The sequence below is a fragment of the Mesorhizobium sp. B2-9-1 genome (assembly GCF_006439455.1).
Taxonomy (GTDB): domain Bacteria; phylum Pseudomonadota; class Alphaproteobacteria; order Rhizobiales; family Rhizobiaceae; genus Mesorhizobium.
This window is the reverse complement of the sequence record NZ_VFTP01000007.1, coordinates 231603-243686: the sequence shown is the minus strand read 5'-3', so window position 1 is coordinate 243686 and position 12084 is coordinate 231603. Positions and strand designations below refer to the sequence as shown.

General features: G+C 62.8%; 9 protein-coding genes, 1 tRNA gene and 4 pseudogenes. 8 read left to right on the top strand and 6 right to left on the bottom strand.

Annotation, left to right across the window (positions count from 1 at the left end; genetic code table 11):
* Window positions 1–309: 309 nt before the first annotated feature.
* Entirely contained in the window at window positions 310–759 is a 450-nt protein-coding gene (locus FJW05_RS16065; protein WP_140633782.1) for a universal stress protein, read from the bottom strand.
* Window positions 760–1156: 397 nt separating this feature from the next.
* Between FJW05_RS16065 and FJW05_RS16060 the strand changes: the two genes are divergently transcribed.
* The 4 genes and pseudogenes from FJW05_RS16060 (at window position 1157) to FJW05_RS16045 (ending at window position 5248) form a co-directional block, all read left to right on the top strand.
* Window positions 1157–2080, top strand: a complete 924-nt coding sequence (locus tag FJW05_RS16060) for a DUF1003 domain-containing protein (protein WP_140545619.1) — start codon at window positions 1157–1159, stop codon at window positions 2078–2080.
* Window positions 2081–2293: 213 nt separating this feature from the next.
* Window positions 2294–2370 (top strand) — tRNA-Arg (locus FJW05_RS16055).
* A 412-nt stretch (window positions 2371–2782) separates the two neighbouring features.
* Window positions 2783–3772, top strand: coding sequence for a hypothetical protein (locus FJW05_RS16050; protein WP_246673461.1), 990 nt, complete (start codon window positions 2783–2785; stop codon window positions 3770–3772).
* Between the two features lies 1 nt (window position 3773).
* A pseudogene (locus tag FJW05_RS16045) lies at window positions 3774–5248 on the top strand (FAD-dependent oxidoreductase).
* 37 nt (window positions 5249–5285) lie between these two features.
* Here FJW05_RS16045 and FJW05_RS16040 read toward each other — a convergent pair.
* The 3 genes and pseudogenes from FJW05_RS16040 to FJW05_RS16030 form a co-directional block, all read right to left on the bottom strand.
* Window positions 5286–5757 (bottom strand): annotated as a pseudogene (locus FJW05_RS16040) (YbhB/YbcL family Raf kinase inhibitor-like protein).
* Between the two features lie 48 nt (window positions 5758–5805).
* Entirely contained in the window at window positions 5806–6243 is a 438-nt protein-coding gene (locus FJW05_RS16035; RefSeq protein ID WP_140545622.1) for a DUF2267 domain-containing protein, read from the bottom strand.
* Window positions 6244–6595: 352 nt separating this feature from the next.
* Window positions 6596–7105, bottom strand: coding sequence for a CBS domain-containing protein (locus FJW05_RS16030; protein ID WP_246673459.1), 510 nt, complete (start codon window positions 7103–7105; stop codon window positions 6596–6598).
* 164 nt (window positions 7106–7269) lie between these two features.
* On the opposite strand from FJW05_RS16030, the gene FJW05_RS16025 reads away from it, so the two are divergent.
* The 4 genes and pseudogenes from FJW05_RS16025 to FJW05_RS16010 all read left to right on the top strand — a co-directional run.
* Window positions 7270–8004, top strand: a complete 735-nt coding sequence (locus FJW05_RS16025) for a phosphoribosyltransferase (RefSeq protein ID WP_140545623.1) — start codon at window positions 7270–7272, stop codon at window positions 8002–8004.
* A gap of 11 nt (window positions 8005–8015) precedes the next feature.
* On the top strand, window positions 8016–8339 hold the full coding sequence (locus tag FJW05_RS16020; protein ID WP_140545624.1) for a hypothetical protein: 324 nt from the start codon (window positions 8016–8018) through the stop codon (window positions 8337–8339).
* 19 nt (window positions 8340–8358) lie between these two features.
* The gene (locus tag FJW05_RS16015) at window positions 8359–9300 is read left to right on the top strand and encodes an arginase family protein (RefSeq protein WP_181164962.1); all 942 of its coding nucleotides are present in this window, start codon (window positions 8359–8361) and stop codon (window positions 9298–9300) included.
* A 138-nt stretch (window positions 9301–9438) separates the two neighbouring features.
* A pseudogene (locus FJW05_RS16010) lies at window positions 9439–10218 on the top strand (alpha/beta hydrolase); the annotation flags it as partial.
* Window positions 10219–10249: 31 nt separating this feature from the next.
* On the opposite strand, the pseudogene FJW05_RS27760 reads toward FJW05_RS16010, so the two are convergent.
* Window positions 10250–10351, bottom strand: a pseudogene (locus FJW05_RS27760) (IS481 family transposase); the annotation flags it as partial.
* A 333-nt stretch (window positions 10352–10684) separates the two neighbouring features.
* Window positions 10685–12004, bottom strand: coding sequence for an extracellular solute-binding protein (locus FJW05_RS16000; protein ID WP_140633779.1), 1320 nt, complete (start codon window positions 12002–12004; stop codon window positions 10685–10687).
* Window positions 12005–12084: the final 80 nt, after the last annotated feature.

Genomic DNA, 12084 nt, shown 5'->3' with positions numbered 1-12084 from the left:
GGTCTCCTCCGCTGGGGTTTCAACACGGCCAGTTTGGCACATTCGATGCCGCAAGGGGCCGTCCACCCATCATTCTAGGGCGGAGCAAGGAGCGAAGCGACGCGCGCAGACCCTGGAATCCATGCCGTGACCTGTGAACGTTGCGGCGGTGCAGACAATGGTGCCGGAACACCAGCGTAGACAGGCTTTTTCTGCACCGCTGCATTCGTCGGCGGGCGCAATGGCATGGATTCCAGGGTCTGCGCGACGCTTCGCGTCGCTCCGCCCTGGAATGACGACCTCATTGGCAGGCGTCGCCCCACCAACCGTTTATCTAACCACCAGCACCGGGATCTGCGTCAGCGACACCACCTCCGCCGTCTGGCTGCCAAGCACCAGGCGGCCGAGGCCGCGACGGCCGTGAGAGGCCATGACGATGAGGTCGCTGTCCTCGGCGCCCGCAACCTCGAGGATCGCCTCGGCCGGCGCCTTGTTCTCGACGTGGATGCCCTTGGAGGCCACGCCCTTGGCATCGGCTTCGGCCTTGCATTTGTCGAGCACCTCGCTTGCATATTTGCGCGCGCTTTCCTCGTAATTGGTGAGCTCCTCGGCGGCGACATAGCCGGCCATGGCGCCGCCCCAGGCCAGCGTCGGGAACGGCTCGGAGACGGTGACGAAAGCCACGGCGGCGCCGAGCCCCTTGGCCAGCTCAAGCCCGTGGCCGACGCCCTTCTGGGCGAGCTCCGAGCCGTCAGTGGCGATCAGGATTTTCTTGTACATGGTGGCGGTCCCTCATTTGCGGGGCGCTGCGCGCGGCCCAGGTGGCGGGAGCCTGAACGGTCAGGCCTGATCTCGATATAGTCAGCCTATCAGGCCCGCCACAGGGGCCAGCTTGATCTGGATCAAGGCCAGGCGGCGGAGACGATTGCGCCAGGGGTGACTTGTCCAGGCAGCTTGCGCGGATTGGGGCCTTTTTTCGCTCTGGATTACCATCGAGGCAGCGGATAATCGCTGACGGCGTCGCTGCGCTATGCAATTGCGCGCGTCGCCGTGCGCTCCTTACCCTGCCCGCCCAATCACAAGAACTTGTTCTGTCACACGAGATTCATACTGGCCATGGATATGCCGCGCCGGCTTGGCGTATCGTATCGCAAAGCCTCGAACAGGAGCACCGACCATGGCCAGCGACCCGAAGGCAGCCGCGCAGAAGCAGGCGGACAACGAGAACGATGTCGCCGGCGAATATCTCGAGGCGGAAACCGTGTTGGAGGATGCCCAGCACGGAGCCGACGAGATCCTCGAAGCGCCGGAAGTGCCGGATTCCGAGCCGCATGTGCCCGGCCGGATCAAGCCGAAGAAAAAACCCTCAGCGATATCGGGGCGGAAGTTCCGCAAGCGCGACCTGGTGCGCATCGACGACCTGCGGCCCAGCCTTGCCGACCGCATCCGCTCCGACCATCCCGACCTGCCGCGCGGCGCCCGCATCAGCCGCGAGGAGCTCGGCCGCTACCGCATGCGCTACATGGAGGAGTTGCTGCAGCAGGAGCACGGCGAGTTCTCCGAGCTCGACCGCCAGGTGGTGGAATCGATCGCGAGACAGGACACGATCTCGGAAAACTCGGAAGAGGAGTTCGAGGAGCACCGCTCCTTCGCCGACCGCGTCTCCGACACGATGGCCGAGTTCGGCGGCAGTTGGTGGTTCCTGATCTCGTTCGGCACCGTGCTTCTGGTCTGGATCGGCATCAACCTGATCGCCGGCCTGGCGCACGCCTTCGACCCGTACCCGTTCATCCTGCTCAACCTTCTGCTCTCCTGCATAGCCGCCATCCAGGCGCCGGTGATCATGATGAGCCAGAAGCGGCAGGAAGCCAAAGACCGGCTGCGCTCCTTCAACGACTACCGGGTGAACCTGAAAGCCGAGCTTGAAGTGCGCCACCTGCACGAAAAGCTCGACTATTTGATCTCGCGCCAATGGCAGCGGCTGGCCGAAATGCAGCAGATGCAGCTGGACGCCATGCACGAGCTGGCGGGTGCAAAGAAGCAGAAGCGGGCGACAAGGGCGGTGAGAAGGAGGGTGGCGAAGGTGGAGGCGGAGGGGTGAAGCCGCAGAGCTTGGGTTCCTCGACAAAATGGGACGTCCGAACGGCGGCGGGGCCCGCGGCTCGCCCGGCTTGCCGGCTCGGCGAAGCCGAGGCGTCGAGGGGAGCCCGTCTCAGGCCGCCGCACAATCGCCAATTGGCCGTTGAAGCCACGGCCGGCTTCCGCTATGAAGCCGTGGCTGGCCGGCCCACCGGCCGGTTCGTTTTCCCGGGAAGCACCCGTAGCTCAGCTGGATAGAGCGCTGCCCTCCGAAGGCAGAGGTCACAGGTTCGAATCCTGTCGGGTGCGCCAATTTCTCATTGCATAACAGGTAGTTAGCACTAGGCTTTGCTTAGCTGAAGTCCTTCGGGGTTGAGCGGCGTAAGCGCTGAGAACCGCGCTCGGCTGCGGCCTCGCCAACCTCAATTCGATTTGGCGGCTTCGCAACTTTGCCTCCCCGATCGAAAGGCCCGAAACGCCTGGCAACCTCGCACATCCCGTTATGAGTGCCTGGACCCGAAACTCGTGATCAGACGACGATACCCGCTCGCGCCGGGGAAAGCGGCCAAGGAACCCGCCGCCGATCAGATCGTTTCGCGATATTGGGCAGATCAACCGGACGGAGGAGAGCTTGAAATTCGGCGTGCTCGCAATCGCGCGGTGCCGAATATCGGTTAGTTCTGCCAATTTAGGACTTGTCTGCCAGTTCTAGGACTTTGGCGCAATGTTGCATGACGTCGACTATGTCCTGCGAAAACTCGATTGGCTGCGCGCCGAAGGCATCTGGCCCAACGGCTTGCGGTATCTTTGGACCGATGCGTTCGGCGTCGTGCTCTATGTCTCGCTTTACATAGAAACTGGCGAAGAGCGCTGGCTGGGCGCGGCCGACCGGCTGGTGGCCGATGTCGAGCGTGTGCTCGGCCGCCGGCGCGGATTGAGGATCGGCGAGGCGGCGGATCGCGATGGCCAGTATTTCCATTATCTGGCGATGTGGCTGTTCGCCTTGGCGCGTCTCGGCGATCTGAAGCCGGAATACCGCAAGCGCGGCATTGCGCTGGCGCGTGACATTCACCCGGCCTTTGTGATCCCCGGCCGCGGCGTGATCTGGAAGATGCAGGAGGATCTGAGCGGCCCATATCCTGGCTACGGTCTCGGCAGCATGGATGCCTATGACGGCTACGTCTCTTACCGGATGCTCGGTGAGGACGCACTGGCGGTCGAGATCGCGCAAATGCGTGACCTGATAGAGCGGGATTGGCGCACCCTCGATATCGAGCAGGACCTCGGCCTGGGCATGATGCTGTGGCTCGCCCATTTCTTTCCCGACGAGCCATGGGCAGAGGCGCAGACGAGGCGTTCGCTGCGAACCCTGGAAACGATGTGGGTCGACCCGCCCGGCTATTTCAGCCGCGCCCCATGGCTGGGCGATACCAAGTTCGCCTTCACCAATTACGGCGTTTCACTCGGCCTGCAGGCCGCCGGTATCTGGCCGGGGCGTGTCGACAGGCTGAACGCCTTCTTTGAGAACTGGCGCTCGGGCGACGAATACGACCGCGAGGCGATCACTTGGGTGATGGCCTGCACCTCGCACCTTCCCGGCGCTTTTCTGACCCGGGGTGGCGAGCGATCGACTGAAAGCGAGGAACCCCGGGAACGTTCCTCCGCCGGCCCGGTTGTCGATGGAAGCTCATCGAGACGCAAGGGACGCGGTTGAAATGGCCATTCTCTCGGGAAAACCGGGAAGCTGTTGGGTTGCGGCAGCCACTGCCACGAACTTTCCCCGGCTCGAAGGTTCGGTCCGTGCGGACGCCGTTGTCGTGGGGGCTGGAATTGTCGGCCTGACGACGGCGCTTCGCCTTCGCGAGGCGGGCCGGTCGGTGGTCGTCCTCGAAGGCCTGCGGACAGGCGGCCAGGTCACCGGCCGCTCGACGGCCAAGATCACCACGCAGCATGCACTGATCTATCGTCATCTCATCGATGCTGTCGGCCGGGAGTTGGCCCAGGACTACGCCGACGCGAATCCGCTGGCGCGCAACAAATCCGCGATTGGGTCAACAACTACGCCATCGCCTGCGATCTCGAGAGCAAGGACGCCTATACCTACACGTGCAGTGAAAGCCGGCGCGCGGAGGTCATGGCCGAGGCGGAGGCCGCGCGCCAGGTCCGGCTGGAGGCCGATCTCCTGGAGCGCGCGCCGCTGCCTTTCGAAACGACCGCAGCATTACGGTTCCCCGACCAGGCGCAGTTCAATCCAGCGATGTATCTGATCGGCTTGGCGGCAGCGGTGACAACCCATGGCGGCCGCATCTTCGAAAACAGCCGCGCCACCTCGATCGACGAGGCAAGCCGCTGGCGCGTCGTCACCGATGGCGGCGCCGTTGATGCCGAGGACGTCGTCGTCGCCACCAACATGACGGTGAAGAGTCCCGTCGGCATGGCGAACCGGACGCAACCGCGCTGCCACACCGCCATGGCCTTTCGGATCGATGATCCCCTCCCTGTCGACGGCATGTTCATCGGCATCGACGATCCGACGCATTCCATCCGCACGGGCCGTGATGCCGAAGGTCCACTGCTGGTCGCGCTCGGCCCGAAATTCAACACCGGCTGGGATGGCGACGTGGCGAGGCGGTTCGTCGAACTGGAAAAATGGGCGAGAAAGAACCTTCCCGTCGGTGACGTTGCGTGGCGCTGGTGCAATGAGGACTATGACACGGCCGACAGGATCCCATACGCCGGCGAACCCGATCCCACCAAGGCGGCCGGCTTCCACATTGCCACGGGTTTTAACGCCTGGGGCATCACCAACGGAACGGTCGTGGGCACGATGATCGCCGACCTGATCTGCGCCCGCCCAAGCCGATGGCAAAAACTCTACGATCCGGCGCGGCCCTATCCCGAGGACTTCCACAAGAATGGCCGCAGTCAATCGATCGTCTCGAGCACGCACGATATCGCGCCCGGCATGGGTGGCGTGATCGTCAGGGGAGACGAAAAGATTGTGGCGTGGAGAGACACCGAAGGTGCACTCCAGGCGGTTTCGGCGACCTGCACCCACAAAGGCTGCACCGTATCCTGGAACAATGCCGACCGCACCTGGGATTGTCCCTGCCACGGCTCGATCTTTGCCGCCGACGGTTCGGTCATCCACGGCCCCGCCCGAAAACCGCTTGCCCAAATTGCATTGTGAAGGCGGTCGCTGTGAAGGCGGCGACCAGCCGCCGGCCTCATGCTGGCCGTTCGTAGGTTCCGACCAACTCCGTCTCCTGCAATGCGTGCTTCTGGGCTTGCTTCCAGACCTGATGCACGCCCGCCTGTCCCGGCACGCCGAGGCTCGGCACATCGAGCGCGGCCAGCCGAAAATGGTAGTGGTGGACGCCATGCCCCGCAGGCGGTTGCGGACCATCGTAATTGGCATTGCCGAAATCGTTGGTGGCTTGCCTGAGTGCCGACGGGCCGGGCTTGCCATCTTCGGCTTCGGTGAGTCCGCCGGCATCCGGCTGAATATTGAAGACCGGCCCAGTGCCCGAACGTCCCGCTTGGCGCATCGGGATCCTGCACGACAAGAACAAGGCTCTTGGTCCCGTCAGGAACACCGGACCACTTCAGCGGCGGCGAGACGTTCCGGCCGTCGCGCGCGTATTTTTCGGGAATTTTTCCGCCTGCCGGGAAAGCCGGGCTGATAAGGGTGAGCGGCATTGCTATTTCCCCTGGAGATTGCGACCGAGAAACCCGCGCCGGCGCCGTTCACGCCGCTTGCTGAGCTTCGGCGACCCGTCTGATCTCTCCTGGCAGGGAGTCCCAGACCTTGTGCATCTGTCCTTCTTCGACATGATGGGCAAGCACCTTGGACACGGCCCTGAATGCATCCTTGGAATCGAGCGGGCGGATGACTTCAAGCTCCGCCTTGATCTTGGCCAGAAACTCGTCGAGCGACCGCACCTTCTCGGGAGCTTTGGAGGGTTGGTATTGGTCATAGAAGGCGCCACGAACCAGAATCGGCAATTGCGAGCCGAGGTGGGCTGCAAGATCCGGCTGGATACGGTCGCGCAGGGCGTGCAGCACCGCTCCGAGAACGTGCCAGGCGACCTGCCGATCCGGTCCAATCTCGTCCATGATCTCGTCGAGCCAGATGTTCGTGGTCTGCAGTGTCTTGTCGAATACGTCGAGTCCGGTGGCGTTCATCGAAATCTCCTTCCGTTCAAATCCGACTAGGTGGATTGACCAAACAGCCGTGCCGGCCCGTTGTTCCGCGATGGCATGTTCCGACGCGCATTCTTGTCGGCTGTCGAGCTTCCGAAGAACCCCGCTGCAAAGGACAAGACACGCCGCATAGACGTGAAAGCGCGATAGTGGCCAACCTGAAGGCTGCCTGAGCAGAGGGCGTTCAGCCCCGACGGAGGAGAACGCATGGCCGTAACCGCTCAGGCGAGCGTCTAGAGCGGTTCAGCGTTTCACGGAATCGCCAAACCGCTCTCAGTTTTGTTTTTACGCAATTCCGGACGGAAAACCGCTACGCACTTTTCCTGGAATTGCTCTAGCGCCGAGGATCGTCCGTCGCCTCGGAAATGCCTTCAAGGGCGATCTTGGCGGCTTCCTCATCGGCCCGCCCGAGGTCAGCCAGAGCAATGACGCCGACGAGACGCTTGTCGCGGTTGATCACCGGAAGACGACGCACCTGATGCTTGGCCATGATCTTCGCTGCATCCGTAATATCGGCGTCGTCGAAGCACCAATGGACATGCTCGGACATGACCTCGCGAACGGTCGTATTGCCGGCTAAGCGCTCCTCGGCGACGCCACGCATCACAATGTCGCGGTCCGTCACCATGCCGACCAGCCTGTCATTCTCGCCGACCGGAAGGGCGCCGAGATTGTCGGCCCGCATTTTCCGGGCGGCATCCCTGATCGTCGTGTTCGGGCCGACCAGTTCGGTCCGACGGCACATGATCTCCTGAACTTGCATGGGGTGTTCCTCTCTCTGATTGCTGAGGCGCCAAACCCGCCTCCTGCTGCGCATCGCGAGATCGCCAGGCGTCCAGAGCACGGATCGCGGTCTGCTCGATCCACCTCGCGATCGAAACTATTCTTGGAACGTCGAGACAGCGAGCGAGTTCCAAAACGATACCGGTGCCGCGGTCATCCCACGGGATTTGGCCGCAGGCTGAAAGGACATGCACCGGGAAAGCAGATGCACGGGGATCGAAGGTCATGGCTACCATCTTTTCAGATCGCCGCGAGGCCGGGCGGCGACTGGCCGGGGAACTCGTTCGCTTTGCCGGGCGCGACGACGTGATCGTACTGGCGCTGCCCCGAGGCGGCGTGCCGGTTGGCTACGAGGTCGCGCAGGCACTCAAGGTGCCGCTCGACGTCTTCGTCGTGCGCAAACTCGGCGTTCCCGGCCACGAGGAACTGGCCATGGGGGCAATCGCGCCCTCAGGCGTACGTGTCCTGAGCGACGAAATCGTCAGCGGCCTCGGGATCCCGCCGCAGGTCATCGACGCGGCCGCTGCAAAGGAGGAAAAAGAGCTTCTGCGCCGTGAGCGCCTCTACAGGACCGGGCGGGCCCCGCGGCAGTTGAATGGACGGACCATTATCCTGGTGGATGACGGGCTCGCGACCGGATCGACCATGCGGGCGGGGATCAAGGCGCTGCGAAAAAACCGCGCCGCCCATATCGTCGCGGCCGTTCCCGTCGGTAGCCCCGACACTTGCGACGCGATGCGGGCGGACGCCGACGAAGTCGTTTGCGCGACGACGCCAGAGCCGCTGCTCGGTGTCGGGCGCTGGTATATGGATTTCTCACAGACGAGCGATGAGGAGGTCCGCGCGCTCCTCGCCAGGTCCGCGCCCAAGCCTGCCGCTTCCGACAAGACTGCCGCTTCCGAAGAAGAGTTGGCTGGGCACGCGGCCGCGGGTTCGGCGCGCGGCACTAGATCGCCATAGCGGAGGTAGATATGGACTGGCATAGCGAGCACGTCGTGCATGTTCCCGCGGGGGCTGTCACACTTCAGGGCAATCTTTCGTTGCCTCCGGATGCTCTTGGCCTTGTGCTCTTCGCCCATGGCAGCGGAAGCAGCCGCCACAGCCCGCGCAACCGCCACGTGGCAGCAAGGCTGAACGAGGCGAACCTCGCCACTTTCCTCATCGACCTTTTGACGGCCGAAGAGGAGCGAGTCCACGGCCCGACAACGGCAGCTGACTCCATCTACTTCACTGCACTGAAGAACCTTGCGGCGGAAACAGAATCGGCAGGATCGGTTGCTAAGTACAGCCAATGACATGACTAGGAGAACCGGGATGGCATTCAACACAATGATGCGAGCCGATGCGACGGCAACGCGCCGAATCGCGCTGATTGCAGCACCTTCAAACCTTGGGCTCATGCCGCAGCCCGGCGAGCGCGAGCCTGGCGCGCGGAAAGCGCCCGACGTGCTTCAGTCGCTCGGCATCAGCGAGCGGTTGGGGGCAGAGTCTTCGCGGACAGTTTCCGCTCCGCCTTATAGTCCCGAGGTCGATGCGACAACCGGCGTACGCAATGCGCCCGCGCTCCGTCGCTATTCCGAGACGCTCGCTGATGCTGTGCGCGAGGAGCTGAATGCCGGACGATTTCCTCTCATTATTGGCGGCGACTGCAGCGTCCTGCTCGGCCCCGCTCTCGCCCTGCGCCGGCGTGGCCGCTACGGTCTGATCTTCTTTGACGGCCACACCGACTTCAAACTCCCGGCGACGTCGCCATCGAAAGGAGCGGCAGGGATGGACCTGGCTTTTGTAACTGGTCACGGGCCGGCTCCTCTGGTCGAGTTCGGCGAGCACACACCACTGTTCCAGGAAGCTGATACCATCGCATTCGGCTATCGAGATCTGCGGGACCCGGCGACGTACACGTCAAGCGCTCTATTCGAGACGCGGGTGCAGCGAATGGACTTGACCGAGGTGCGCCGCCGCGGCGTTAGCGATGCGGCGCGCGCCGCCCTTGACGCGGTCGGAGGACATGCCGTCGAGGGCGTGTTTATCCATTTCGATGTGGATGTACTCGACAGCGAGATCATGTCTGCCGTCGATACACCCGAACCCGGAGGGTTCTTGCCGGCAGAAGCGGTCGAGGCGCTACGCACGTGGTGCGCCGACCCGCGCGTGATTGGAATGGAGGTGACGATCTATGACCCCGATCGCGATCCGGATCGGCGTTGCGGCACGTTGCTCGTCGACATACTGAGCGCCGCGCTATGCGGGCACTGACAGCATCTGAATGAAGGTCTGCGACATGACCAGTCTCGTTGAGAGGACGCGAGTCGCGGAAGGAGCCGAAACGCTGTGGCGAATGATCGGAGCACGAGTGATTTCCATCCCAGTGAAAAACTGATCAGGAGAAAAGCCATGGATTGGCAGATGCCCGAGCGGTTCGACTTCAACGGTGATGAGATCGCCTGGGGCGTCATCGGCGAAGGGCCGCCTGCGGTCGTCATGCATGGCTCGCCATTCTCTTCGCTCGAATGGCGGCGGATCGTGCCATGGCTCGCGCGGCATCGACGGGTCTTCTATTACGACATGCTCGGCTATGGGCGCTCGACCAAGCCCGAGGGCGACGTCCTGCACGGCGCTCAGAACAACCTGTTCGCGGCACTCGTAAACCATTGGGGTGCCGAGCAGCCCGATATCGTGGCGCATGACTTCGGTGGCTCGGTGGCGCTGCGTGCGCATTTGCTTGACGGTGTCGACTACCGCAGCCTCGTATTGATCGACCCGGTCGCGATCAGCCCGCAGGGCTCAGCGCTGGTGCAGGCGGCGAAAGCGCATGGAGAGGTGTTCGCCGGACTGCCCGCCTATGTCCATGAGGCCATGCTGCGCGCGTACATCAGCGCGGCGGTCAAGCGCACCTTGGCTGAGGAGGAGATGCGGCTCTATCTCGATCCCTGGCTTGAGGAAGAGGGGCAGAAGGCATTCTGGCGCCAGATCGCTCAAATGGACGACAAATACAGCGAGGAGGTCGAACGGCGCTACGGCGAGATTCGCTGCCCAGTGACGATCCTGTGGGGCGCCGAAGACGAGTTCATCCCGCTAAAGGATGGGGAGGAACTCGCGAGGCGTATTCCAAACGCGTCATTCACGGTTATCTCCAACGCCAAGCACCTCGTCCAGGAAGATGCGCCCGAAGCAATTGTTGCCGCGGTGCTCGACGTCTGGCATGAGCACGCGTCAGGTTCGGGACTGTCGGCAGCAGCGCATAATAGCAATCGTTGAGCGGCAGCAGGGTGTTCCGCTGAAAGGCAACGACGACACCCTCTTCGTCATCGTTCGGGATGACTTGCCCGGCAGTGATTCCACGCAAAGCAGTTCGCGCGGGCCGTTGACGACACATTCAAACGGGAACGCGATCAGACTGAAAGCGGCGCCAGCCGCCGAACGACGAGATGTCGGAAGCGCCCAGCAAGCCCGACGGATTCCACCAGGAAGCCTTTGGCGCTGCTGCCGTCGTTCGCGGCTGACGATCGCAAGCCAAATCGGCGGGACGTGGCCTGAAAATTTCCCACGGTCCTAAGAAGCGGGTGCTGCTTCATTTGCCAAGAATGCCCGCGACGGCCTTCTGCCGCGGGCATCGAGAGCGTTCTCGAGAAACCTGCGGTCAAATGTTGGCGAGCAATTCGTTGACGCGGCTTTCCATGTCGGCAAGCGCGGCATCGACGTCCTTCTGGCCGGTGATCGCAGCGCTCATCTCTTCGCCCACAATGTCCTGGATCGCAAACTGGCGCTGCACCGCCGACGGCAGCGGCCTGCCGAGATCGGCGACCGCGGCGATGGTATTGCGATGCGGCAGCGCCTTGAATGCGTCCGAGGCGATGATGGCTTTGTAAGCCGGCAAATGGCCGGTACGCGACCAGTCGAAGTCATGGTCGGCGAAGAACTTCAGGAACTTGCCGATAGCCGCGGTCTGTTCGGGTGTGCGGTCCTTCTGCGAGACTGCCCAGGTGTGGCCGTCGGCATATTGCGCATGGGCGCCGGCAAATAGCTGCGGATAGGGGTAAACCGCATAGCCGCCCTTGTTGAGGGCCGTGCCCTTGGTTTCGGACTGGGCGTTGTTGTCGCCGACGACCCACGTGCCGTTGAGCTGCACGCCACCTCCACCGGCAAGGAAGGCGTTGATGGCGCCGCCGTAGTCGAGGTCCTTGGTGGTGTAGTCCTTGTCGAAGATCGCCTTGTACATCTCGACGACCTTCTTGGCTTCCGGCGTGTTCAGCTTCACATGCTTTGGATCGGCGAAGAAATCGGAATTCTGCTGGAAGAGATAGGTATAGAGATTGCGCGTGTAGAGCGCGGTCTCATTGGCCAGGTTCTGAACGAAGTAGGGCTTGCCGGTCTTCTGCTTGAACTGTTCGGCCTGGGCGAGCAGCTCCTCGGGTGACGTCGGAAGGATAGGCGTGCCGTCGGCATTGACGAGGCCGGCCTGTTTGAAGAGATCCATGTTGATGTGATAGAGCATCGTCCAGCTGTCGATCGGCAGGCCATAGATCTTGCCGTCCTTGGTGGCGCCGTTGCGCGCTGCGTCCGTGAAGGCATCGGGTGTGACGCCGACGGACTTCAACAGATCGTCAAGCGGCATCAACAGCCCCTTGGACTGGTAATCCGAAAGCGCGGATTCATGGATCGTGACGATGTCGGGAGCATCGCCGGAAGCGAACTGCGCGGTCAGCTGGTCATAGCCCGGCCATTCCACGGTGCTGACGCTGACGTGGACATCGGGGTTGTCGGCGTTGAACTTGTTGATCAGCGAGGTGATGATGCCGCATTCGCCTACTGCCTTGGCGACATCGGTGTTGGTGCCGAAATCGGCATCGCAGGCACCGAAGAACCGCTGCACGGTCAATTCCGTCGCTGCAAGGCTCGGGCTTGCGAGCATCAGCACGCCCGCCGACACCGCTGCAAACAGGATTTTCTTCATTTTCATATCAGTTCCTCCTACTGAGTCTGCGCCACTCCACGCTGGACTGGCTTCATGCTTCAATCGCTGCGACGCCCGCCGTCAGG